The sequence below is a fragment of the Streptomyces pseudovenezuelae genome (genome assembly GCF_001513955.1).
Classification (GTDB): domain Bacteria; phylum Actinomycetota; class Actinomycetes; order Streptomycetales; family Streptomycetaceae; genus Streptomyces; species Streptomyces pseudovenezuelae.
Genome location: NZ_KQ948147.1, coordinates 646,757 through 669,948, shown reverse-complemented (window position 1 = coordinate 669,948; position 23,192 = coordinate 646,757). Strand labels below are relative to the sequence as shown.

The following is a 23,192-nucleotide window of genomic DNA, read 5'->3' as shown; positions in this document are numbered from 1 at the left end:
GGGCAGACACACATGACATATCGGCGCGCGGTGATACCGGCCCTGGTCGGCGGCCTGCTGATCACGTTGTTGCTGTGGTGGGCGGGGGCGAGCGCGCAGGCACTCCAACTGCGCGGCAGCACCAGCGTGTTCGACGTGGACTCCGTGAACGAACTCCGTCGCTGGCTCACACCCTGGTCGTACGACCCCTCGACGGCCCTGTCGTCCGACGGGACCGCCGGCGCGGGCACGGACGGGGGCGGAGCCACCCGGTACTCCGATCTGTACCGCACCGCGATGCAGATCAGGTTCGTGGCCCTGTTCGCGTTCTTCCTGGCGGGCGCGCTGCTCCTGCTCCGCAGGATTCCGCCGGCCCAGGGCCGTACCCCGGCCACCCTGCTCGCGCTGTGGGCCTGGGCCCCGGTGGCCGCGACCCTGGCCGTGACGGTCTCCGCACCCTGGCTGATCGCGTCCGGGGGCCGCGGCAGCTACCGGGTCCTGCCGCAGCTCGCGGCGGTGATCGCGTCGAGCGGGCCGGTCGCCGTGTTCGCGGGGCTGGCGACCGCCCTCCTCACGGTGGTCGTGGCGCGGGTCACCGCGAAGGGCGCGGACCCGCTCCCCCGGCGCAGTGTGCCGCCGCGTGCCGCCCGCGCGGCCGCCGGCGTCGGAACGGCGGTGGTCGCGGTGTCGCTGGTGGTGCTGTCGTACCAGTCGGTGGCGGCCTGGATCCAGACGTCGTTCAGCGGGTCGGGCCTGCTGTCCGAGCCCGGTGACCTGCTGCGCCTGTGGCTCCTGCTGGGCGCCTGGAGCGGCCCGTCGACCACGTCTGTCGGCCACTGGCTGCTGTACCGGGCCGCCGACGTGCTCCTGCTGGTCGTGGTGTGGTGGTCGCTGCGCCTGCTGCCGGGCCTGCTCACCCGGACCACCGCGCCGGCGATGGTGCTGGGCGCGGTGTGCGCGACCGTGCTGGGACTGCTCGCGAGTCAGGTCCTGCACATGGCGGTCGACGACACCGGCGCCGTGTGGGGGCCCGTGCACGTGTTCTCGGCGCTGGGCACCGGCGTCCCGGCCGCCCTCACCTTCGGGGTCATGTCAGGCCTCGCGGCGCTCGCGACACTGCGGCTGGCCGGAGACCGGGACCCCCTGCCCGCACCGGTTGTCCCCGCCTGACCCCTCCGGCAGCATGCCGTGATGCGCATCCACACCGCCCACGAGGGTGCCCTCGGCGAGCACTTCGCCGACAACGCGACCGACGGCCCCTACAACGCCCACACCGACCGGCCCGCCATGCTCGACCTGGCCGGTGACGTCACCGGGCTGCGCGTCCTGGACGCCGGCTGCGGGGCCGGGCACTACATCACGGAACTGCGGGCACGAGGCGCGGCCGAGGTGGTCGGCGTCGAGGGCAGCGCGACGCTCCTGCGCCACGCCCGTGCCCGCGTCGGCGACGACGTAGCCGTCGCCCTGCACCAGCACGACCTGGAGGAACCCCTGGGCTTCCTGTCCGACGACTCGTTCGACCTGGTGGTCATCGCCCTGGTCCACCATCATCTGGAGGCCCGGCGGCAACTGCTGGCCGAGGCGCACCGCGTCCTGCGTCCGGGCGGCACCCTGCTGGTCTCCACGGTCCACCCGACCGCGGACTGGGTCTGGCACGGCGGGTCCTACTTCGACGAGGACCGGGTCGAGACGCGGTTCGGGGACAGCGGCACCACCCACTCCTACCGCCGCATGACTATGCAGACCTTCCTGGGCGAACTCCTCGACACCGGGTTCGCCCTGGAGCGGTTCGTGGAGCCCCGGGCCACGGAGGCCGCCCGTCGCGTCGACGAGAGCCGCTACCTCAAGACCCACCGGACTCCGTTCTTCGTGGCCGTCCGGATGCGCAAGAACGAAGCGTCCCGGCACGGCTTCGACGGGCCTCGCCGGCCCGGCTCCTGAGCATGCGGCGCGCCCCGGCCGCCGGGCGGACCCACAGCGGCCGGGCCTTCCGCGGGTCTTGACCCGGCTTCCTCGCTCCGTCCACCATGCTCTCGTAGAAAACGTTTACTCCACGTCCACGGAGAGGCCGCGCCCACCATGAGAACCACACAGGACCGGGAAGAGCCCGCGCGGGACGCAGCCGTCTCCCCTGGGGTGCCGTCGCGTCGACGGGTGCTCAAGGGCGCGGCCGTCACCGCCGGCCTGGCCGCGGCGGGGACCCTGGCGCAGCCGGCCCACGCCGCCGACGAAGCTGCCCGGGCGAGGCCGCCGTTCCGCGCGACCGCGCGCATGGGCGCCAACGCCATCACGATGTCGGTGGTGGACGGAGCGCTCCGGTGGTCCGTCCGGCACCAGGGCAGGACCGTCGTCGACACCTCCGTCCTGGGACTCGCGCTGAGCGACGGGACCGTCCTCGGCAGCGACGTGACGGTGACCCGGAACCAGCACCGGACCGCCCGCACCACCTGGAACCCGGTGTACGGCCGCAACGCCACCGTCACCGACCACTACCAGGAACAGCGCTGGCAGTTGCGGGACCGTGTCTCGGGAATCCGCTTCGGCGTCGAGATCCGCGCCTACCGGACCGGAGTCGCCCTGCGCCACCTCCTGCTCGACGAGGGCACGGCCACCGTCTCCGACGAGCTGACCACGTTCGCCTTCCCGGACGGCACCACCGTCTACAGCGCCCGCGACGAGGACGCCTACCTCCCGGTGCCGCCCGGCTCCATCCCGGTCACCGGCGCCTCCGGCACGGACCACGGCCCCCTGACCGACCTGCCCCTCACCGCCACCCTGACGGACGGGCTCATCGCCTGCGTCTGCGAGTCGGCCCGGCTCGACTTCCCGCGTCTGATGCTCGGTTCGGTCGACGGACAGCCCAGTACCCTCTCCGCCTTCCTGATGGAGCACACCGCCCGCGGCACCGGCCCGGTCGAGCCGACCGCCACGGTCACCACCCCCTTCGCCACACCGTGGCGCGCGGTAGTAATCGGTTCCACGCACGCCGAACTGGTCGACAACGCCGAGCTGATACTCAATCTGGCGCCGCCCAACGCCCTGGCCGACACCTCGTGGATCAAGCCGGGCAAAGTCTTCCGCTGCGAGCTCAGCACCGCCGCCGGACTCGCGGGCGTCGACTTCGCGGTGGCCCGGGGCCTGCAGTACGTCGAGTACGACGCCGGCTGGTACGGCCCCGAGTTCACCACCACCGACGCCACCAGGCCGATCGCCGTCATCGACCTCCCCTCCGTGATCTCGTACGCCACGAGCAAGGGCATCGGTGTCCTCCTCTACGTCAACCGGCTCGCGCTGACCGACGCGGACTCCCTCTTCGGGCTCTACCGGAGCTGGGGCGTCGCGGGCGTCAAGCTCGGCTTCATCAACGACGGCACGCAGACGATGACCGGCCGGATCACCGACTGGGCGAGGACGGCCGCCGGACACCGGCTGCTGATCGACATGCACGACGACGTCCGGCCGTTCGGCCACGAGCGCGCCTACCCCAACTGGATCAGCCTGGAGGGCGTGCGGGGCAACGAGCAGTTCCCGACCGCCACGCACAACGTGACGCTCCCCTTCGCGCGCAACATCGGCGGCCCCATGGACTACACCATCTGCTACGGCCAGTCACGGGACAGGACGACCAACGCCCACCAGATGGCGATGGCCGCAGTGTACTACCAGCCCCTCAACTTCCTCTTCTGGTACGACAAGCCGTCCAAGTACGCCGACCCGGCCGGCTGGCCCGGACTGCCCTGGTTCGAGTCGGTCCCCACGACCTGGGACGAGAGCCGGACCCTGGCCGGGTCGATCGGCGCGTACGTGGCGGTCGCCCGCCGGAGCGGCGACACCTGGTACCTCGGGGCCATGACCGACGAGACCTCCCGGATCCTGTCGGTCCCGCTGTCGTTCCTGGGCGGCGGGGCGTACACAGCGACCGTGTACGCCGACGGCACCCCCGGTGCCGCGCCCCATCAGACCCCGGTCGTGGTCAGCAGCCTGTCGGTCACCGCGGAGAGCACCCTGAGCGTGGCCATGGCACCGGCGGGCGGCCAGGCGGTCGTCCTGAAACCGAGCTGAGCCGTCGTCCGGCCGGTAGGGTCGGCCGACATGACGACAGAGTCACCGGCACAGACCGTGCAACGCCTGTTCCCGTTGCTCGCCGAGGGAAAGAGCGCCGAGGCGGCGACCCTGTTCGCCGACTCGGTGTCCTTCTCCATCCCGCACCCGCCGGGCATTCCGTGGGTGCCGGAGGTCGACTCGGCGGACGGCATGCGGACGTTCTTCGAACTGCTGCAGACCCATGTGCGGCCCAAGGAGTTCGGCCTCCGTCAGGTCATCGCCGAGGGCGCGGACGTGGTGCTCCTCGGGCACATGGTCTCCGAGGTCAGGAAGACGGGCCGGGACATCGACACCGCGTTCGCCCTGCACGTCACCGTCCGGGACGGGCTCATCACCCGCTATCACCTGTACGAGGACACGCACGCGGTCGCCGAGGCCTACTTCGACCGGTGAGCCGCGTAAACGGTTACTGCATCGACAGGGGTGTTCCCGACCGGCCGGCTCACCGATACGAGCCGGTGCAGTAACGTCGGGGCCGTGACGGACGAGGATGACGGGCCCTCCGGCGCCCGGGAGACGCGTCGGGCCAAGCGGAGGAGAGGGCCGGCCGACAGGCCCAGCACGATTCGCGACGTCGCCGCGAAGGCCGGTGTCTCCGTAGCAACCGTTTCCCGGACGCTGGCGGGCAACTACCCGGTGTCCACGGAGACCAGGGAGCGGGTCATGGCCGCCGTGAACTCCCTCCACTACGTCGTCAACGTCCACGCCAAGGCACTCTCCGGCCGGGTCGCCGGGCCCATCGCCCTGGTGCTGCGGGACATCACCGGCCCCTCCCTCGCCCACGTGGCGGCGGGTGTGGAGGAGGAGGCCGGCAGACGGGGCCGCCTCAGCCTGGTCTGCTCGACCAAGGGCGACCCCGAGCGCGAGGACGACCTGGTCCAGCTGATGCGGGAACAGCACGCGGCGGCGGTCGTCCTCGTCGGCGGCACCGTGATCGACGACGCCTATCACCGCCGTATGGCCGGCTATGCCGAGGCATTGGACCTGGCGGGGTCCCGGCTCGTGCTGTGCGGCAGGCCGCCGCTGCCCGCCGGGGTGCCGGCCACCGTCGTGGACTACGACAACCGCGGCGGCGCCTTCCAGGCCACCGCGCAGCTGCTGACGGCCGGTCACCGGCGGGTCCTGTTCCTCGGTGGTGCGCCCGGCTTCAGCAGCGCGGAGGAGCGGCGCCTCGGATACCAGGACGCGCTGCGCGCCCACGGCATCCCGCTCGCCGGGGAACTGGACACGAGCGGGGACTACACCCGGGGGTCGGGTTACCTGCGCACCCGGGAGGCGCTGCGCGCGGGCCTCGGGTTCACAGCGGTGTTCGCGGGGTCCGACATGGTCGCGCTGGGGGCGCTGGCCGCGCTGCGCGAGGCCGGAGTGCGCGTCCCGGACGAGGTCTCCGTGGTCGGCTTCGACGACGTCCCCTTCGCCGCCGACCTGACACCTGCCCTGACCACGGTGCGGGTCCCGTACGAGGAACTGGGCCGCACCGCCGTACGTCTGGCTCTGGAACGCGAGGTGGAGTTCGCGTCCGACAACCACGTCGTGCTGAGCACACAGCTCGTGATCCGGGACTCGGTGCGGCCGGCGGCCGGCTGAGAGGGCGGGCGGTGAACCGGGGGCGGCGACCGCGGGGGGCCTCAGGGCTTCACCACGTTCTGCGCCAAACCGAACCAGTTCATCGACGACCCGCAGGCGGTCGGAGCGTTCTGCCGCGAGGTGATGCGGCACGTGGACACGGTGGCGGGCGGTTGAGGCCCAGGAGCGCGGGAATTTCCAGATCGGCGGTGTGCCGGCCGGCCGCGGCCGTCGCCTCCGAGAGCGTGCGCAGGTCCTCCGGGGTCGGGCGGCCGAGCGGGTGGAAGCCGTGGCCGTGCTCGACGAGCCGGCGCAGGACGGGGCCAGAGGACGGCGTCTCGTACCGCGTCATGCTCCGGAGGCATGGGCAGGACTCGGCGCTCCCGGCGGACGCGGTGCTGGTTCACGAAGCGCCCATCGAGCTGCCGTACGGGCTCAGCCTCCTGGAACTGGAGGTGCTCACCCGGGCGGCGACCGGCCGGACCAATCAGGCCATAGCGCAGGCTCTGTTCCTCTCGCCGCGGACGGTTCACAGCCACATCGAGCATCTGCTCCGCAAGACGGGGGCCGCCTCCCGCGCCGAGGCCCCGCTGACCTCAGGCCTCAGGCTTCAGAGCCCGGACGACGGCCGAGTGCAGGCCGTCGGCGACCGGGTGGGTGGGAATGATCTCGATGCCGGTGAAGCCGGCGGCCTCCAGACCCGCGCGGTACTCGGCGAAGGACAGGGCTCCGGCGATGCAGCCGACGTGGTCCCCGCGTTCGGCCCGCTGTTCGGCGGTGAGGGCGTCGTCGGCGACTACGTCGGAGACGCCGACGCGTCCTCCGGGCCGGAGGACGCGAAAGGTCTCCGCGAAGACAGCGGGCTTGTCGACCGACAGGTTGATCACGCAGTTCGAGATCACGACGTCGATCGTGTTCGCGGGCAGCGGGATCGCCTCGATGGAGCCCTTGAGGAACTCCACGTTCGTGGCACCCGCCTTCGCCGCGTTGGCCAGCGCCAGGGCGAGCATCTCCTCGGTCATGTCCAGCCCGTACGCCCGGCCCGCCGGCCCCACGCGGCGCGCGGAGAGCAGGACGTCGATGCCGCCGCCGGAGCCGAGGTCGAGGACGCGCTCACCCTCGCGCAGTTCGGCCACGGCTGTCGGGTTGCCACAGCCGAGGGAGGCGGCGACGGCCTCGGCGGGCAGCGTGTCGCGCTCGTCCGCGGCGTACAGGGTCGAACCGAAGGTGTCGTCGGCCTCGACCGGCTCGGGTCCGCAGGAGGCGCCGGCGCCCTCGGCGACCCTCAGGGCCGCGGCCGCGTACCGCTGCCGGACGGTCTCCCGCAGATCACCGGACCGGCCACTCGACTGCTCGCTCATGACTCTCCCCCTGTTTGTGTCAGCCTTTGCGTCTATGGGCCCCTGTTTGTATCGGCTGTTTGCATCGGCGCCCTTTGAGCTGATTCGACAGCCCACCCGGAAGCCCGCCGACGCCGTCAACCGGTCATGTCCGTCCGCCGCTCGGGGCGACGCGCGCCCATTCCGCCTCCCAGTCCCGCAGCCGTCGGCGGTCCAGCCGCAGCCGTGCCCAGTGTCCGCCTCCGCAGACGACGGCGCCGGCGGCCGCCGCGACCAGGACGCCCGTCAGCACCGACTGCAGGCGCGCCTCCGCCATGTTGAGAGGTGCACGCACGAGGTCGCCGTCACGGTCGTTCCACACGGTGACCGACGTGCCCGCCGCACTGCCCGGTGCGACCCGGGCCAGTCCGGTGTGCGGGGATCCGTCGGGTGCCTTCCAGCGCACCTTGGCCCGCACCGTCTCGGCGGTACCGTCCGCCGTGACGGTCCCCGTGCGATCCGCCTTCTCGACGAGTACGGCCGACACGGTGTGCAAGGCCGCACGGCGGGCGGCGAGGTCGCCCGCCATCGCGGCACCCGCCTCCACTCCGGCGAGCAGGCCGCCCAGCAGGGCCAGGGTCCAGGTGACCAGGACGAGCCATGCCTCCAGCCTGTCGCTTCGCCTGCGCAGCGGATTGCGCCGCCACCTCCACCACCACACCTTCCGCAGGCGCGCGCGACCCGTCCTCACCATGAGCCGTCACCCCATCTCCTCTGCGGGCGGGCGTCCGGGGGCCGCGGGACGCGGCCTCAGGCCGGCCGGTCGCCTGTTCGGTCCGTACGGTCCTCGTGCGCCCCGCCGACGGGAGCGACGGCGGGCAGGTCCGGGTCGAGGTCCGGCCTGCGTGGTGTGCCCAGGAGCGCGCAGTCCACGTCCACCACTCCCTCGACCGCCCGGACGAGGCGCGTGGCGACGGGCACGATCGAGGTGTCCGGCACCCGGCCGGTCAGGGTCACGAGCCCGTCCCGCACCTCCACCCGGATCGGTTCGACGGGGTCGGGGAAGAGCAACGCGACGACCTCGCGGCGCACCTCACGGGCGATGTCCTCGTCGTCCCGCAGGAACACCTTGAGCAGGTCGGAACGGCTCACGATGCCCCGCAGCACCCCGTCGGCGTCCACCACCGGCAGCCGTTTGACGCCGAACCGCGCCATGGTCCGCGCGGCCCTCGCCAGCGTCTCGTCGGCCGGGGCGGTGACGGCGGGGGCCGCCATCATCTCCTCGGCGACGCGTGCCCCCGCCTTGGCGAGGTCGGGGAGCCGCCGCAACCGGGCGTAACGGTCGGGATCGCCGTCGCGGAACTCCTCCTTGGGCAGCAGGTCGCACTCGGAGACCACCCCCACGACCCGGTGCTCACCGTCCACGACGGGAAGGGCGCTGACCCTCCACCGTTCCATGGCCTTCACGATGTCCTTGAACGGCGTGTCGCTGCTCAGGGCGACGACGGTGCAGGTCATCACGTCACTGACGGTGTGCGGGGTGCCGGGCATGGCGGCCTCCGGTGAAGCTGCGGAACTACGCCTGTCTTCAGGATCCGCCACTCCCGCCCGGAGCGCATGGGCCGGTCGGCCCCGGTCGGGGAGACCGCCGTCGCTCGGCGCGGTACACGAGGGCAGGCCGGTACCGGTACCGGTCACGGAAAGCGGTGGTGCCGAGATCACTCACGGCCGGACCTCGGCGCCGCACGGCCTGCCCGTCCATCCGCCTGTCCGTCTACCCGTCCGCCCGTCCACCGTGGGCCGTGGGCCGAACGGCCCTGATCGCGGCCCGGTCGGCCCCGGCCCGGCACGACGGATCGGGACCTTGGTCCCGACCTCGGCGCCGATGGTCCCGCCCCTCCTCACCGAGGCCCGAAACACCCCTGAATGCCGGAATTCCTGTTGCTATACAGGGTCGGCCGCCATGCGATCAGCGGTCATCGAACTCCCCACCCCTGGAGGCTTCATGCTGTCCGCCGAGTCCGCCACCCTCGTGAAGGCCACGCTGCCCGCCGTGGCCGGGGCCCTCGACGAGATCACCGCCCGGTTCTACGCCGCCATGTTCCGCGACCGGCCCGAGCTACTGGACGGGATGTTCAACCGCGGCAACCAGGCCAGCGGCGATCAGCGGCGGGCGCTGGCCGGGTCGATCGCCGGCTTCGCGACCGCCCTCCTCGCCGACCCCGGCACCCGGCCGGACGCCCTGCTGGCGCGGATCGCCCACAAGCACACCGCGGTCGGGGTGACCGAGGACCAGTACACGATCGTCCACAAGTACCTCTTCGGAGCGATCGCCGAGGTCCTCGGCGACGCGGTCACCCCCGAGGTGGCGGCCGCCTGGGACGAGGTCTACTGGCTGATGGCGGGCGCGCTCATCGCCCAGGAGGCCCGCATCTACCAGGCGGCCGGCGTGGCCCCCGGCGAGATCTGGCGGCCGTGGACCGTGGTCGAACGCCGCGAGGAGGCACCCGGCGTCGTCTCCTTCCTGCTGCGTCCCGCCGACGGCCGGCCCGCCCCTGCGGCGAAGGCCGGCCAGTACGTCAGCGTCCGGACCCGGATGACGGACGGCGTGCACCAGCTGCGCCAGTACAGCCTGTCCGGCGACCCCGGCGGCGATCTGCGCCGCATCACGGTCAAGCGGGTCACCGGCGCCGACGGCGGCCCCGACGGCGAGGTGTCCGACCTGCTGCACCGCATGGTGCGGCCGGGGGACGAACTCACCCTGTCCGCGCCCTTCGGCGACGTCGTCCTCGACGAGTCCGACACCCCGCTGGTCCTCGCCTCCGCCGGCATCGGCTGCACCCCCATGGTCGGCATGCTCGCCCGGCTCGCGGCGACCGGCTCCACCCGCCCCGTCCTCGTCCTGCACGCCGACGGCTCCCCCGACGAGCACGCCCTGCGCACCGAGACACGCGAGCTGACGGGCCGACTCCCGCGGGCGCGGAGCGTTTTCTGGTACGACCGCCCTGGCGCCGCCGAGCCCGATGCCCGCGTCGGCCTGATGAACCTCGACGGGCTGGACGTGCCCGTCGACGCCACCGTGTATCTGTGCGGCCCGCTGCCCTTCATGCGCGCGGTCCGCACCCAACTGCTGGAGCGGGGCGTTCCGCCGCGCGCCATCCGCTACGAGGTCTTCGGCCCCGACCTGTGGCTCCCGGACGCGGCGGCGTGAGGGCGGGTCGGCCCGCGTCTGCTTGACGCCCTCAGCGGTTGCGCCCCCGCCCCGCGGGCTGAACGGTGGTCCTGGCGCCCCCGTGAACGAGCCGCAGCGCACGGACCTCCACCGACCGGCAGGAGACACGCTCATGCAGCAGCCCACGCACCAGGTCCCCGAGATCGTGCTCGGTGTGGACGCCCGCCGGCCCGCCGACGGCGCGGTCCGCTTCGCCTTCGACTGTGCCCGGCTGTGGGGCGTGCGTCTGCGTGCCGTCCATGCCTGGCGCTTCCCCTCCTGCGCGGCCGAACTGCCCTTCGGCGTACCGGAGGAGGACCGCGCCGCCTGGGAGGACCACGAGGTGCAGCTGCTGTCCGACGCGCTGCGGCCGTGGCGGGAGAAGTATCCGGACGTGGCGGTCCTGGAGGACGTACGGCATCTGCCGCCGGCCGAGGCCCTGATCCTGCGGTCCGCGGACGCCGGCCTGCTGGTCGTGGGCCGGAGCCGGACCGGTGAGCTGGGCGCGGTGGCCCGCGACGTCGTGCGCGAGGCCTCCGGACCCGTGGTCGTGGTGCCCGCCCGAGCCCTCTGCCCGTCCGCTCACAGCGGTCGGGCGGGGTCGTCCCGCACGTCTCCCCACTAGCCGGGGACGGCGGCGCGGCCGGCCCAGGGGCGGCGGGGTCGCCGCCCCCGTGCTGGCGTCCGGCGTCCAAACGGGACCGCCTCGGTATCAGTCCCCCACCGGGACCTGCCACACCAGCCTCGCGCCGCCCGTCTCGGGACGGTCCACGGTCAGGGTCCCGCCGTACCGCTCGGCCCGTTCGGCCAGGTTGCGCAGTCCGCTGCGCCGGCCCCCGGCCGCGATGCCCACCCCGTCATCCGTCACGGTCAGCCGTACCTCGCGCCCGTCCGTCTCCAGGACCACGTCGGCGCGGCCGGCCCGCGCGTGCCGGGCGACGTTGGTCAACGCCTCGGAGAGCACCGCGACCACGTCGTCGGCGATCTCGCGGGGCACGTCCGTGTCGACCAGGCCCTCCATCCGGATGCTGGGAGCAAAGCCCAGCACGGTCGCCGCCTCGCCGATCACGCGGACCGCCCGGGCCCGCAGTCCCGACCCGGCCCCGCCCTCACGCGACCGCAGACCGAAGATCGTCGACCTGATGATCTTGATGGTCTCGTCGAGGTCGTCCACCGCCCGCACCACCCGCTCCGAGGCCTCCGCGTGCTCGATGAGACGCCCCGCGCTCTGCAGCGTCATGCCCGTCGCGAACAGCCGCTGAATGGCCAGGTCATGCAGGTCACGGGCGATCCGGTCACGGTCCTTGAGCACCGCGATCTCCTCGGCGTCCTGACGGCGCTCGGCCAGCTCCATCGCCACCGCCGCCTGCGCGGCGAACCCCCTCAACGGCTCGATCTCCTTGTCGGTGAACACGGTCCGCCCCGCCTCGCGCACCAGCAGGACGACGCCCCGCACCCCTTCCGCCCCCGACCCGATCGGCACCGCGACCGCCGGCCCCAGCCCGGCGAAACGCTCCGGAGCGACCGCCACCCGCTCGTCGACGGAGACATCCACGCACGTCACCGGAGACCCGGTGGTGAAGGCGTGCCCCATGAGGCTGCCGTCCACGGGAAGCACGAGCCCCTGATGGGCCTGCGCGTCCTTCCCGAGAGCCAGCTCCACGCCGAGCGAGTCCGTGCCCTGCATCGGCATCGCGACCAGGGCGAGGGCGGCGCCGGTGTTCTCCCGGGCCCGGTCCGCGATCAGCCGCAGCACCTCCGCCTGCGCACCACCCGACATCAGGCGATGCGTGATCTCGGCGTTGGCCCGCAACCAGCGCTCACGCAACCGGGAGTCCTCGTACAGGCGGGCGTTGTCGATGGCGACTCCGGCCGCCACGGCCAGCGTCGACAGCACCGCCTCGTCCTCCTCGTCGAACTGGACGCCGCCCCGCTTCTCGGTCAGGTACAGGTTGCCGAAGACCTGCTCACGCACCCGGATCGGAACACCGAGGAAGGTGTTCATCGGCGGGTGGTGCGGCGGGAAGCCGTACGACGCGGAATGCTCGGACAGCCTGGCCAGCCGCAGCGGCTCGGGATGGTGGATGAGCTCCCCGAGAATGCCGTGCCCCTCCGGGTACGGGCCGATCCTCGCGATCTGCTCGTCGCTGACCCCGACGGTGTGGAAGGCGGACAGCCGCTTTCCGTCGGGGCCGATCACGCCGAGGGCGGCGTACTGCGCGTCGACCAGCGCCGCGGCCGCCTCGACGATGCTGTGCAGCGCCTGCTCCAGGTCCAGCTCACGGCCGACCGAGAGCACCGCCTCCAGCAGACTGTGCACCCGGTCACGCGTACCGCGAGCCGCGTCGAGCCGGGCCTGCAGCTCTTCCAGCAGCTCGTCCAGCCTCAGCTGCGGCAGCCTGACGCGGGCCTCCCCGGTCCCCTCCGAGACACCCACCAGCAGTCCTCCAGACCCCTCAGCCGGCCTTCTTGCCGTCATCTGCCAAGGTTATGGTCCGGAGCCCGGGACCGACACGGAAACCGGTCGGGACGCGGACAGTGCGGCCCGGGCAGCCCGTCCCGCCGGTCAGCCGTCCCACGTCCAGTCCGCGACCTCGGGCAGATCGGTGCCGTGGGCGCGGATCCAGTCGTGGTGCCGCAGACGGGTGTCCTCCATCCGCTGTCGTACGGCGGCGGCCCGCACCGCCAGACCGGGCACGCGGTCGATGACGTCCATGACCAGCCGGTACCGGTCGAGGTCGTTGCGGACGACCATGTCGAACGGGGTCGTGGTCGTGCCGATCTCCTTGTAGCCGCGCACGTGCAGGTGCGGATGCCCGGCACGGCGGTAGGCCAGGCGGTGGATCAGCCACGGGTAGCCGTGGTACGCGAAGATCACCGGCTTGTCGCGGGTGAACAGCGCGTCGTACTCCGCGTCCGGCATGCCGTGCGGGTGCTCCTCCTGCGGCAGCAGCCTGGCCAGGTCGACGACGTTGACCACCCGGACGGTCAGGTCCGGCAGGTGCCGGCGCAGCAACTGGGCGGCGGCCAGCACCTCCTGGGTGGGCACGTCACCCGCGCAGCCGAGGACGACGTCGGGTTCCCGGCCGCCGTCCTCGGTCCCGGCCCAGTCCCAGATCCCGGCGCCGCGCGCACAGTGCGCATGAGCCTGATCCATGGACAGCCAGTCGAAGCAGGGCTGCTTGCCGGCGACCACGACGTTGACGTAGTCCCGGCTGCGCAGCACGTGGTCGGCGACGGACAGCAGGGTGTTGGTGTCCGGCGGCAGGTAGACCCGTACGGCCTCGGGGCTCTTGTTGAGGATGTGGTCGACGAAGCCGGGGTCCTGGTGGGAGAAGCCGTTGTGGTCCTGGCGCCAGACGTGCGAGGTGAGCAGGTAGTTGAGAGAGGGGATGGGCGCGCGCCAGCCCAGCCGGCGGGTGGTGCGCAGCCATTTGATGTGCTGGTTGACCATCGAGTCGACGATGTGCACGAACGCCTCGTAGCACGAGAACAGCCCGTGCCGTCCGGTCAGCAGATACCCCTCCAGCCAGCCCTGGCACGTGTGTTCGGAGAGGATCTCCATCACCCGGCCGTGCCGCTCGAGGTGTTCGTCCACCGGGAGTGTCTGCGCCTGCCAGGCCTTGCCGCTCGCCCCGTAGACGGCCTGGAGCCGGTTGGATGCGGTCTCGTCCGGGCCCACGATCCTGAAGTCGCGGCGCTCACCGGTGCGGCGCATGACGTACTCCAGCATGTCGCCCAGAACACGGCTGGGTTCGTGGATCGTCGCGCCCGGCTTGTCGACCTCGACGGCGTACGACTCCAGGTCCGGCAGCGGGAGTTCGCGCGTCAGCAGACCGCCGTTGGCGTGCGGGGTCGCGCCGAGCCGGCGCGCGCCGTCGGGCACGCAGGCCAGTACCTGGGCGCTCGGGTGTCCCTGCTCGTCGAACAGTTCCCGCGGGCGGTAGGAGTGCAGCCACGCCTCCAGCTGCCGCAGGTGCTCGGGGTTGTCCCGGACGGCGGCCAGCGGGACCTGGTGGGCACGCCAGGTGCCTTCGACCGGGAGGCCGTCGACCTCGGCGGGGCCCGTCCAGCCCTTCGGGGTGCGCAGCACGATCACCGGCCAGTGGGCCCGTTCGCAGACGCCGTCCTCGCGGGCGCTGCGCTGGATCGCGTCGATGCGCTCCAGCGCGTCGTCCATGGCCGCGGCCATGGCCCGGTGCACGGCCATGGGGTCGTCGCCGGTGACATGGATCGGCGCGTGGCCGTAGCCGCGCAGGAGTGCGTCGAGTTCGGACTCGGGGAGCCGGGCGAGCACGGTCGGGTTGGCGATCTTGTAGCCGTTGAGGTGGAGGATCGGCAGGACGGCGCCGTCGTGGACGGGGTCGAGGAACTTGCTGGAGTGCCAGGAGGCGGCCAGCGGGCCGGTCTCCGCCTCGCCGTCCCCGATCACGCAGGCGACCAGCAGGTCCGGGTTGTCGAAGGCGGCTCCGTAGGCGTGCGACAGCGAGTAGCCCAGCTCGCCGCCCTCGTGGATCGACCCGGGTGTCTCCGGCGCCACGTGGCTGGGCACGCCGCCGGGGAACGAGAACTGCCGGAACAGCCGTTCCATGCCGGCCTCGTCCCGGCTGACGTCGGGATACGTCTGCGAATAGGTGCCCTCAAGCCAGGAGTTGGCGAGGACGGCCGGTCCGCCGTGTCCGGGCCCCCAGACGCACAGGGCGTCCCGGCCGCGGGACCTGATGACGCGGTTGAGGTGGGTGTGCACGAGGTTCAGGCCCGGGGAGGTGCCCCAGTGCCCGAGCAGCCGCGGCTTGACGTGCTCCGGGCGCAGGGGTTCCTTCAGCAGGGGGTTCGCCAGGAGGTAGATCTGGCCGACGGACAGGTAGTTCGCGGCGCGCCAGTGGGCGTCCAGGGCTTTCAGCTCGTGGTCCGTGAGCTCGGCGGGCGCCTGCTGCGTGTCGACGGACATCGGGTGTCCCTTTCCTCGGCGGGTCTGGGGGCGAATGTGCACTCTTCCGCGCCCCACCACCTTCCGCCCGCCGACCGGGCACCCGACAGGGCCGTTCGGGCCACCCCCCGGGGCCGGGTGCCCCTCACCTACGACCACGGGGCGGCGGGATCGCCGCGGCGGCTCGGCCCCGTGCCGGTGACAGCGGGTACCGACGCCAAGGAGCCCAACAGGCGGTGCGCCGCCACGTCCACTGGTCCCCGCGCACAACCGAGCCAGACCGCGGGTGCGCTCCCCCAGCCACAGCCCCACCGCCCCGGCCACCACTGCGCCCGGGGCCGTGACAGCCGGTCACGGCGAACAGGACGGACACGCAGGGGTGCGCCCCCACGTCCACTGGTCCCCGCGCACGACCGGGACAGACCGCGGGTGCGCTCCCCCAGTCGCAGCCTGATCGACCAGACCACCACTCCGCCGAGCCACCCGGGGCTGTGACAGCCAGTCACGGCGTACAGGACAGTCCACCAGGGAGTGCACCGCCACGTCCACAGCTCGCCGCGCACGACCGAGCCAGACCGTTGGCGTGCACCCCCAGCCACAGCCCCACCGACCCGACCACCGCTCCACCCAGCCGCCCAGGACCGTGACAGCCGGTCACTGCGCACAGGACGGACCGGCCGGCACCCCGACGCGCGGCGGCCTCCTTGGCCGCCCTCGTACGGCGACCGTGAGCCACCTCCACCCCGCCGACCACGCGCGGTGCAGCCATGACCCGGCCCGGCCCCGTCCCCTCTCCCATGTGCTCGTCTCCCCCGCAACAGCCCGCCCCACCGCGCTCCCGACGACGCGGGACCAGCCGGCGCCCCCGGCAAAGACCGGACGGCCCCGCGCCCATGCCGTGCGCCCCTGCGACGCGCGGCCCGGTTCCAGCCCGGCACGCCACCGCCACGACCACCCGCGCTCAGAAGAACCACCATGTGCCATCCGCCGCCGAGCCCTCCGCAATGCGCGCGAGGGCGGGGGACACCGGACGGACCCCCACCCCGCCGTTCAAGCCCGACACACGGAGTCCGAGGCCGCCCCCGTTCAGAACGGCAGCCGTGTGCCGTGCAGGGTGTGTCCGGCGATGAGTTCCCGGCCTGTGATCAGCTCGGGCTCGATCCGCACGAAGACCTCCGCCGGCGACGGCGCCCAGGAGCGTGGCCCGACCCGGCACAGGCGCGCGTGCTCGGCCGGGTCGGTCACCACGTCGGCCCGGCCGGTGACGATGACGCTCCAGCCGGACCGGGTGACCGTGTCGACCTCGTCGGTCTCGAAGGCGACGACCACGCCGTCCACCGCGCGGACCAGTTCCGAGGCCGCCGCGGTCCGCAGCAGGACCGCTCCGCCGTGGTCCAGGCAGAAGTTGACCGGCAGGACGGCGGGCAGAGCATGACGCGTGTGCACGATCCGGCCCACAGGGGCCCTCGCCATCAGGCGCAGGCACTCCTGCCGGTCCAGCTCACGGAAACCGTCGTCGCGATACATGACCGGTCCCACCTTCACCGTCCGCTGTTACGTGCGAACCACCCTGCCCCCGTCCACGACGGGCGGTGAAGGGCCAACAGTCCCGATTACCGGTGCGGGACGGCCCTGAAGCGCGACGACGGTCCGTCCGCCGCGAGGGTCGCTCCAGCGGCCCCGCCCGGACGCTGCCGGGAAGACACCCGTACGGCCCAGAACGGTCTCAGGCGCCGGGCCGGGCCCCCTGGATGTGGAAGTTGAAGTCGGCGTGGCCGAGCGTGCCGTACAGGCGCAGCCAGATCGGCAGGAGCATCTCCACGCCGCGGGCGCTGGTGATGTCGCCCAGGTCGATGACGCTCGCCTCGGGCCAGCCGAAGGAGCCCAGCAGCGCGGTGACGGACTTCTTGGCGCCGGTGTCGTCGCCGCTGACGAACACGGTGTGCTCCCCCGCCACCCGGGCCGGGTCCACCATGACGAAACAGTTCATGGTGTTGAGGGTCTTGACGACCTTGGCCTCGGGGAAAGCGCGCTGGATGCGTTCGCCGAGACTGTCGGTGTCGACCGGGTCCAGCGTCGGCGGCATCCCGGCGGAGAAGTCCAGCGGGTTGGCGACGTCGATGAGGACCTTACCGCTCAGGTTGGGCGCGCCCGCCGCTTGGAGGGCGTTGAGGCTCTGCCCGCCGGCGGTGGTGTTGACGACCGTCTCGGCGAAGGCCGCGGCCGCCTCGAAGGTCTCCAGACGCACCTGGCCGTGCTCGGCGTGCCACTGGGCGAAGGGCGGATTGCCCATGCCGTCGGGTTCGGTACGTGCGAGAGTGGCCCCGGGATCGCGGGTGCCGATGACGACGTCGTGGCCGAGGGAGGCGAGCTTTCCGGCGATCGTCCGGCCGACGATGCCGGTTCCGAGGACTGCGTAACGCATGCGAGTGGGTCCTTCCGGGACTCGGGCGACCGGCCTGGGGCCGTGCCCACGACGGATTCGAACCAGGTCGTTCACTGCCGCGTGATCACGGTAGCTGTCGTGACGCCGGCCTGATCCCCTCTATCGTGGAAAATCACATCATGATGGCTCGTGTCGAGGCAGGCTGCACATGAGGAAACCGCAGATCGACTACGCGGCGGTCTTCCGGGCCCTGCCCGGCATGGTGGCACTGCTGACGCCCGAACTGGTGTACGTCGACGTCAACGACGACTTCCTGCGCCTCACCGGCCGCACCCGCGAGCAGCTGCTGGGCCGCTACATCTTCGACGCCTTCCCCGAGAACCCCAATGACTCGGCCGCGGCCGGGATGCGTGAGACACGGGAGTCGATGCTGCGCGCGGTGGCGACCGGCGAGCGCGACACCATGGCGGTCCTGCGCTACGACATCGAGGACCCCCAGCGTCCCGGCCACTGGCAGGAGCACTTCTGGAGCCCGGTCAACGCCCCTGTCCTCGGCACCGACGGGAAGGTCACGCTGGTCGTGCACCGGGTGGAGGAGGTCACCGAACTCATCCGCGCCCGCGGCGGGCCGGGCGGCGACAGCCGGGCACGGGTGCTGGAGGCCGAGATGTACACCCGGGCCCGGGAACTGCAGGAGGTGAACGAACGCCTGCGCCAGGCCCACGCCCGCGAACGCGAGGTCGCCCTGGCACTCCAGGAGGCCCTGCTGCCCGCCCCCGGACCCCTGGGCCACCATCAGGCGGCCGTCCGCTACCGGCCCGCCGTCGGCGCCCTCAACGTGTGCGGTGACTGGTACGACCTCGTCGACCTGCCGGGCGACCGTTTCGCCGTCGCAGTCGGTGATGTGGTGGGGCACGGTCTGGCGGCCGCCTGCGTCATGGGCCAGCTGCGCAGCGCGCTGAGCGCCGCCACCCGCGTCGCCGACGGTCCTGCCCGGGCCCTGGAGGCCCTCGGGCTGTACGCCCGTTCCGTCGCGGGCGCCGAGTCGACCACCGCGGCCACGGCCTTCATCGACTGGGACGACCACACCCTCACCTACAGCTGCGCGGGCCACCTGCCGCCCGCCCTGCTGCACCCCGACGGCTCGGTGTCCTTCCTGGACCGGGCCACCGACCCGCCGCTCGGCGCCAGCCCCGAACACGGCACCCGCCCGGAGGCGACCACTCCCTTCGACGAGGGCGCCACGCTGGTCCTCTACACCGACGGCCTGATCGAGCGCCGCACCGAGGACATCGACACCAGCCTGGCCCGGCTCGCCGACGCGCTCACCCGGCACCGGCACGCGGGCCCCGAGGACCTGGCCGACGCGCTCCTGTCGGACCTGCTGCCCCCCACCGGCAACACGGACGACACCGCTCTCGTCGTCATCGGCCTCTGAGAGCGGTACCCCGTGCTCCGGGCCGCCCTCAGTCCTCCGCGGGCATGACGCGGGTCACCTTGCCCTTGGGGCTCGCCTCCAGATAACCGGACTGGCTGTACTCGTTGCTGAGGTAGACGGCCATGCCGAGGGGGGTGTCGAAGGTGTCGTTGGGCTGTCTCACCAGCAGGTAACGCGTTTCCGGGTGGTCGACGTTGAGCTTCTTGCGGGCCTCTTCGAGGAGCGTGGGCACCTTGTCCCAGTCGAAGGCCCCGAGACGGAAGGGCTGGTCGCCGCCGGACAGAGTGCCCTTGATGATGCCCTTCTCCACGCCCTGTCCCGGGCGGTAGGTGTAGGTGTCGTACTTGCTGTCGCTGCCGTCGACCATCACCTCGGCGGACACGAAGTCGTCGTACACGCTGAAGTCGCCGAACCGGTCCCGGCCGGTCTCACGCTCCAACTCCTTGATGGCGGTGCGGATGCCGGCGGGGGTGAGCAGGGTCGTGGCCGTGGCCGTGGTCTCCTTCGACTGCCGGGCCGCCGGGGCCGCGGCCGGTGAGCCGGTCGACGCCGGGGCCGAGACGGCCGAGGACGAGGCGCCGGTGCCCGCTTCGCCCCCACCGCCCGAGTCCCCGCCGAAGGGCACCAGCCACCACAGCAGCACCAGGGCACCCGCGAGGGAGGTCCCCGAGACCCCGAGCAGGACGCCCGGACCGGGCCGGTTCCCACCGCCGGCTCGCACGGGCGAGGTCGTCGGCTGACCGGGCGCCGCGGGGACAGGGGGCGGACCGAATCCCGCGGGGGCACCGGCGAAGGGCGCCGTGGGCGGGCCGAAGACCCCCGGATAGGAAGGGGCCGTGGCGGCGGACGGCGGGTTCAGCGGGTAGGAGGTGGCGGGCCGGGGCCAGGCGCTCGCCGGACCGCCCCGCCCGGACTCGATCGCGGCCAGCTGCCGGTCCAGCACGTCGGACGACGGCCGCGCGGCCGGATCCCGTACGAGCACGCTCATCAGTACGTCCCCCAGCGCGCCGGCCCGCACCGGCGGCGGCACGTCGTCGTGGAGGACCGCGGCGAGCGTGGCGAGCGTGTTGCCGCGGCGCAGCGGGTGGTGGCCTTCCACGGCGGTGTACAGCATCATCGCGAGCGACCACAGGTCAGAGGCCGAGCCGCCCTCGTGGCCCGAGATCCGCTCCGGTGCCATGAAGTCGGGGGTGCCGATGATGGATCCGGTGACGGTGAGGCTCGTCGTCTCGCGGATCGCGGCGATGCCGAAGTCGGTGAGGACGGGGCGCCCGTCGGACCTCAGCAGGACGTTGGCGGGCTTGACGTCCCGGTGCTGGATGCCGGCGTCGTGCGCGGCGGCCAGGGCGGCCAGCACCCCCCGCCCGATCCGTGCCGCCTCGGCCGCCGGCATCGGCCCCTGGGCGAGCCGGTCGGCGAGCGAGCCGCCGTTGACCAGCTCCATGACGATCCACGGGTAGGTGCCGTCGCCGCCGTCGACGATGTGGTGGATCGTGACCACGTTCGGATGGTCGATCCGGGCCAGGGCCCGAGCCTCGCGCAGCACCCGCTCGCGCAGGGTCCGGGCGCTGTCGGGGTCGTACTCGGCGAGGTCCCGGTCGGGCGGACGGACCTCCTTGACCGCGACCATCCGGTGCAGCACCAGGTCCCTGGCCCGCCAGACCGTGCCCATCCCCCCGCCGCCGAGACGGGCCTCCAACTCGAAGCGCCCGTCGACGACTCGTCTGCCGGGGCCCTCGTCTGCCTCACTCATGGGCGGGAGCATACGGCGACGTGGTCGCGGCCACCCAGCGCAGGGTGGCGAAGCCGACGCCGGGCCGCCGTGACCGCGGACGGCCCGGCGGACCGGCGTGGCCTGCGGCAGTTCAGTGGGCGGGGTTGCCCTCGGCCGTGGGGACGCCCTGCCCGGCCGGCTCGGCCGGGGTGACGGTGCTCTGCGCGGTGCCGTCCTCCTTCATGGCCTTGGCCTCGCTCTTGAGGATGCGCATGGACTTGCCGAGTCCGCGGGCGGCCTCGGGCAGCTTCTTCGAACCGAACAGCAGGATGATCATGATCGCCACGATCAGCAGGTGCCAGGGCTCCAGTCCGTTGCGCAGCATGCCGCACATCCCTTCTCCGCGCTCATTGTTGCCAGCTTGCGCAACTGTACAACCAAGGGTGCGGTGGCCGCCTCACTCGTCGGAGTCCTTCTTGCCGGTGGCCGCCGCGTACGCCTGCGCCGGTGTCATCGGGACCCCGTTGAGCGAGACCGTCTTGAAGGTGCTGACCTGGGCGCATTTCTTGGCCTCGTCGGCGGTCTGGGCGTTGGCGTTGGACACCGCGGCCTTCGCGTCGGCGGGCGCCGCCGAGGACGAGCCGCCCGGGAACGTGGTGCCGCTCGTCCAGTCGCTGCCGATCACCAGGGTCAGGCCGCTGCCGGTGCCCTGCTCAAGGTGCGAGGTGCGCAGCCCGAGCGCCTTGGCGACGGTCCGGGCCTCGGCCTTCTGGCCGGTGCCGTAGGTGAGAGTGGTGGTCGTCGCCCGGCTCGGCGCGTTGGCCGTGGTCGTGGCGGAGCTGAAGCCCTGACCGGTGAGCACGTTCGCCACATCGGAGGCGCGGCCGGTGATCTCGGTGCCGTTCTCGACGGTCACGGCGATCCGGGAGGCCGGGACCGCCGAGGCCGTGGCCGTCGCGGAAGCCCCCGAGGACTTCTTGCCGGAGCCGGTGCTCAGGGACCGGTCGGCGGCGATGGTGGAGAAGAGGGCCTTGGCACCCGCGCCCACCACCACCCGGTTGGTGTCGTTCGGATCGACGGCGGTCTGCATGGTGGTGAAGGTCATCCGCTTGGTGGGGACCTTGTTCACGTCGGCGGCGAGCCCGATCAGCTTCTTCACGCTGCCGAGGCCGTCGTCCACGGTGAGCGCCTTGGTCGCGGCGTCGGCCAGGGCGTAGACCGCGGTGGGGTCGGTGAGCGTCCCCGCGCTCTTGAACTTCCGGATCATCGCACTGAGGAAGATGTGCTGGGAGACCGTACGGCCGAGGTCGCCGCCGTCCCCGAAGCCGTGCCGGGAGCGGACGAACTCCAGGGCCGCCTCGCCCTTGAGGGTGTGGTCGCCCCTGGACAGTTTCAGGTGCGAGTAGGTGTCGTACACGTTGCTGTTGACACACACGGAGACCCCGCCGACCGCGTCGGACATCTTGACCACGCCGGAGAAGTCGAGCTTGACGAAGTGGTCGATGGGGATGCCGGTGAGCTGGTGGATGGTGGCGACCTGGCAGGCGGGGCCGTACCGCAGCGCGCCGTTGATCTGGCCGTAGTAGCCGGACGTGGACTGGCCGCTCTCGCTGTCCTTGCAGGCCGGGATGTCGACCATGGTGTCGCGGGGGATGCTCATGACGGTGGCGTTGGAGCGGTCGGCGGATATGTGCACCACCATCTGCACGTCCGCGTTGCCGTATCCGCTCTGCACGCCGGTCTGCGAGCAGCCGCCGCCCAGTTTGCAGTCCGCTTTGCTGGTCCGGCCGTCCGAGCCCATGACCAGGATGTTGATCGGGGTGCGGCCGAAGGCGTCGGCCTTCTCCGAGCCGCCCTTGCCGTTGAGCGCGACGCTGTTGATGTTGCCGTTGAGGTGCTGGTAGAACCACCAGCCGACTCCGGCCGTGCCCAGGACGAGGAGCGCCAGACATATCCCGGCGATCTTCAGCACCCGCCGTCCGCGCCGCACCGGACGGGCCCGGCGACGCGACCGCTTGCCGCCTTGCGAGCGGGCCGCGGCCCGGGCCGCGGCGCGGCCGCCGGGGCGATGTCCGTGGCCCTCGCCGTCCCGCTGTCCCGGCACCCCGCCGGTGCGACTGCGCGTGACCTGACCGCCCGGGCCGCCGTCCCACCGGTCGCTCATCTACCACTCCCACGAAACGGTCGGGCCCCTCAGGCCGGGCCTTGGAGGGGGCGGCCGGGCGTGCGCGGCGGTGTACGGGCAGGCCAAGCAGGAACTTCGCCTAGGTTGCGTAGTTGCGCAATCTAACAAACCCCTGGCGCGACCAGCACGGACCGCATCGCATTTCACGGGTGAGAGATGTCATGGCGGAACGCGGCAACCTCCGGGGCCTCTCGTCGTCGGGGGCGAGGTCGGTCCTCGCCCGTTCCTCCCCAGCTGCGATTCACCGACATCGGCGCCTACTTGACCTCGCCGAACCGGGAATCACCCCGCGAGCGCCGGCACCTAGGAGCCGCGCGAGGCGGTGCCGTGCGCGGCGACCGGGCCGGTACGGGCGGTCAG

The 23,192-nt window shown here is 72.4% G+C and carries 18 protein-coding genes and 2 pseudogenes; 10 read left to right on the top strand and 10 right to left on the bottom strand.

What is annotated here, in order from left to right:
- Positions 1–12 precede the first annotated feature (12 nt).
- The 7 genes and pseudogenes from AQI94_RS19265 to AQI94_RS42890 form a co-directional block, all read left to right on the top strand.
- Positions 13–1,149 (top strand): hypothetical protein, encoded by a 1,137-nt coding sequence (locus tag AQI94_RS19265; protein ID WP_062229836.1) that lies wholly within the window; start codon positions 13–15, stop codon positions 1,147–1,149.
- 21 nt (positions 1,150–1,170) lie between these two features.
- Positions 1,171–1,920, top strand: coding sequence for a class I SAM-dependent methyltransferase (locus AQI94_RS19260; protein ID WP_051832622.1), 750 nt, complete (start codon positions 1,171–1,173; stop codon positions 1,918–1,920).
- Between the two features lie 138 nt (positions 1,921–2,058).
- A complete protein-coding gene (locus AQI94_RS19255) occupies positions 2,059–4,041 on the top strand; it encodes a glycoside hydrolase family 97 protein (RefSeq protein WP_062229835.1) in 1,983 nt (660 codons plus the stop codon).
- A 30-nt stretch (positions 4,042–4,071) separates the two neighbouring features.
- Positions 4,072–4,476, top strand: coding sequence for a nuclear transport factor 2 family protein (locus AQI94_RS19250; RefSeq protein WP_031045859.1), 405 nt, complete (start codon positions 4,072–4,074; stop codon positions 4,474–4,476).
- A gap of 171 nt (positions 4,477–4,647) precedes the next feature.
- Complete coding sequence (locus tag AQI94_RS19245; protein ID WP_225890222.1) at positions 4,648–5,670, top strand: LacI family DNA-binding transcriptional regulator; 1,023 nt, start codon at positions 4,648–4,650, stop codon at positions 5,668–5,670.
- Positions 5,671–5,712: 42 nt separating this feature from the next.
- A pseudogene (locus AQI94_RS45645) lies at positions 5,713–5,826 on the top strand (F420-dependent oxidoreductase); the annotation flags it as partial.
- Positions 5,827–5,999: 173 nt separating this feature from the next.
- A pseudogene (locus tag AQI94_RS42890) lies at positions 6,000–6,224 on the top strand (response regulator transcription factor); the annotation flags it as partial.
- A gap of 21 nt (positions 6,225–6,245) precedes the next feature.
- Here AQI94_RS42890 and arsM read toward each other — a convergent pair.
- From arsM to AQI94_RS19230, 3 genes are all read right to left on the bottom strand, one after another.
- Positions 6,246–7,010: an arsenite methyltransferase gene (arsM, locus tag AQI94_RS19240; RefSeq protein WP_031045865.1), complete on the bottom strand. Its 765-nt coding sequence runs from the start codon at positions 7,008–7,010 to the stop codon at positions 6,246–6,248.
- A gap of 124 nt (positions 7,011–7,134) precedes the next feature.
- Positions 7,135–7,722, bottom strand: coding sequence for an Rv1733c family protein (locus tag AQI94_RS19235; protein ID WP_031045868.1), 588 nt, complete (start codon positions 7,720–7,722; stop codon positions 7,135–7,137).
- 56 nt (positions 7,723–7,778) lie between these two features.
- Positions 7,779–8,519 (bottom strand): CBS domain-containing protein, encoded by a 741-nt coding sequence (locus AQI94_RS19230; RefSeq protein ID WP_031045872.1) that lies wholly within the window; start codon positions 8,517–8,519, stop codon positions 7,779–7,781.
- Between the two features lie 454 nt (positions 8,520–8,973).
- Between AQI94_RS19230 and AQI94_RS19225 the strand changes: the two genes are divergently transcribed.
- Both AQI94_RS19225 and AQI94_RS19220 read left to right on the top strand, forming a co-directional pair.
- Positions 8,974–10,179 carry a globin domain-containing protein gene (locus tag AQI94_RS19225; protein WP_031045876.1) on the top strand — a complete coding sequence of 402 codons (1,206 nt, stop codon included), beginning with the start codon at positions 8,974–8,976 and terminating at the stop codon, positions 10,177–10,179.
- A gap of 133 nt (positions 10,180–10,312) precedes the next feature.
- Positions 10,313–10,804, top strand: a complete 492-nt coding sequence (locus AQI94_RS19220; protein ID WP_051832231.1) for a universal stress protein — start codon at positions 10,313–10,315, stop codon at positions 10,802–10,804.
- 87 nt (positions 10,805–10,891) lie between these two features.
- Here the strand turns inward: AQI94_RS19220 and AQI94_RS19215 are convergent, their stop codons facing one another.
- The 4 genes from AQI94_RS19215 to AQI94_RS19200 all read right to left on the bottom strand — a co-directional run bounded on the left by AQI94_RS19215 (position 10,892) and on the right by AQI94_RS19200 (position 17,534).
- Positions 10,892–12,658, bottom strand: a complete 1,767-nt coding sequence (locus AQI94_RS19215; protein ID WP_404817919.1) for a sensor histidine kinase — start codon at positions 12,656–12,658, stop codon at positions 10,892–10,894.
- A gap of 87 nt (positions 12,659–12,745) precedes the next feature.
- Positions 12,746–15,130 (bottom strand): phosphoketolase family protein, encoded by a 2,385-nt coding sequence (locus tag AQI94_RS19210; RefSeq protein ID WP_031045884.1) that lies wholly within the window; start codon positions 15,128–15,130, stop codon positions 12,746–12,748.
- A gap of 1,065 nt (positions 15,131–16,195) precedes the next feature.
- The gene (locus AQI94_RS19205) at positions 16,196–16,636 is read right to left on the bottom strand and encodes a pyridoxamine 5'-phosphate oxidase family protein (RefSeq protein WP_031045888.1); all 441 of its coding nucleotides are present in this window, start codon (positions 16,634–16,636) and stop codon (positions 16,196–16,198) included.
- Positions 16,637–16,835: 199 nt separating this feature from the next.
- Positions 16,836–17,534, bottom strand: coding sequence for an NADPH-dependent F420 reductase (locus tag AQI94_RS19200; RefSeq protein WP_031045890.1), 699 nt, complete (start codon positions 17,532–17,534; stop codon positions 16,836–16,838).
- Positions 17,535–17,703: 169 nt separating this feature from the next.
- Here AQI94_RS19200 and AQI94_RS19195 point away from each other — a divergent pair, with 169 nt between their 5' ends.
- Positions 17,704–18,933, top strand: a complete 1,230-nt coding sequence (locus tag AQI94_RS19195) for a PP2C family protein-serine/threonine phosphatase (RefSeq protein WP_031045893.1) — start codon at positions 17,704–17,706, stop codon at positions 18,931–18,933.
- A gap of 28 nt (positions 18,934–18,961) precedes the next feature.
- On the opposite strand, the gene AQI94_RS19190 is transcribed toward AQI94_RS19195, so the two are convergent.
- From AQI94_RS19190 to AQI94_RS19180, 3 genes are all read right to left on the bottom strand, one after another.
- A complete protein-coding gene (locus AQI94_RS19190; protein WP_062229864.1) occupies positions 18,962–20,686 on the bottom strand; it encodes a serine/threonine-protein kinase in 1,725 nt (574 codons plus the stop codon).
- Positions 20,687–20,798: 112 nt separating this feature from the next.
- Complete coding sequence (gene tatA, locus AQI94_RS19185) at positions 20,799–21,032, bottom strand: Sec-independent protein translocase subunit TatA (protein WP_031053477.1); 234 nt, start codon at positions 21,030–21,032, stop codon at positions 20,799–20,801.
- 72 nt (positions 21,033–21,104) lie between these two features.
- Positions 21,105–22,811, bottom strand: coding sequence for an LCP family protein (locus AQI94_RS19180; RefSeq protein WP_225890215.1), 1,707 nt, complete (start codon positions 22,809–22,811; stop codon positions 21,105–21,107).
- Between the last annotated feature and the right edge of the window lie 381 nt (positions 22,812–23,192).

Excerpts from the sequence above, each read along its gene's own strand:
- AQI94_RS19250 (WP_031045859.1), top strand. The coding sequence starts at position 4,072 with ATGACGACAGAGTCACCGGCACAGACCGTGCAACGCCTGTTCCCGTTG.
- AQI94_RS19220 (WP_051832231.1), top strand. The coding sequence starts at position 10,313 with ATGCAGCAGCCCACGCACCAGGTCCCCGAGATCGTGCTCGGTGTGGAC.
- AQI94_RS19235 (WP_031045868.1), bottom strand. The coding sequence starts at position 7,722 with ATGGTGAGGACGGGTCGCGCGCGCCTGCGGAAGGTGTGGTGGTGGAGG.
- AQI94_RS19215 (WP_404817919.1), bottom strand. The coding sequence starts at position 12,658 with ATGACGGCAAGAAGGCCGGCTGAGGGGTCTGGAGGACTGCTGGTGGGT.
- AQI94_RS19180 (WP_225890215.1), bottom strand. The coding sequence starts at position 22,811 with ATGAGCGACCGGTGGGACGGCGGCCCGGGCGGTCAGGTCACGCGCAGT.
- AQI94_RS19210 (WP_031045884.1), bottom strand. The coding sequence starts at position 15,130 with ATGTCCGTCGACACGCAGCAGGCGCCCGCCGAGCTCACGGACCACGAG.
- AQI94_RS19190 (WP_062229864.1), bottom strand. The coding sequence starts at position 20,686 with ATGAGTGAGGCAGACGAGGGCCCCGGCAGACGAGTCGTCGACGGGCGC.
- AQI94_RS19195 (WP_031045893.1), top strand. The coding sequence starts at position 17,704 with ATGAGGAAACCGCAGATCGACTACGCGGCGGTCTTCCGGGCCCTGCCC.
- tatA (WP_031053477.1), bottom strand. The coding sequence starts at position 21,032 with ATGCTGCGCAACGGACTGGAGCCCTGGCACCTGCTGATCGTGGCGATC.
- AQI94_RS19230 (WP_031045872.1), bottom strand. The coding sequence starts at position 8,519 with ATGCCCGGCACCCCGCACACCGTCAGTGACGTGATGACCTGCACCGTC.
- AQI94_RS19205 (WP_031045888.1), bottom strand. The coding sequence starts at position 16,636 with ATGTATCGCGACGACGGTTTCCGTGAGCTGGACCGGCAGGAGTGCCTG.
- AQI94_RS19260 (WP_051832622.1), top strand. The coding sequence starts at position 1,171 with ATGCGCATCCACACCGCCCACGAGGGTGCCCTCGGCGAGCACTTCGCC.
- AQI94_RS19255 (WP_062229835.1), top strand. The coding sequence starts at position 2,059 with ATGAGAACCACACAGGACCGGGAAGAGCCCGCGCGGGACGCAGCCGTC.
- AQI94_RS19265 (WP_062229836.1), top strand. The coding sequence starts at position 13 with ATGACATATCGGCGCGCGGTGATACCGGCCCTGGTCGGCGGCCTGCTG.
- AQI94_RS19200 (WP_031045890.1), bottom strand. The coding sequence starts at position 17,534 with ATGCGTTACGCAGTCCTCGGAACCGGCATCGTCGGCCGGACGATCGCC.
- arsM (WP_031045865.1), bottom strand. The coding sequence starts at position 7,010 with ATGAGCGAGCAGTCGAGTGGCCGGTCCGGTGATCTGCGGGAGACCGTC.
- AQI94_RS19225 (WP_031045876.1), top strand. The coding sequence starts at position 8,974 with ATGCTGTCCGCCGAGTCCGCCACCCTCGTGAAGGCCACGCTGCCCGCC.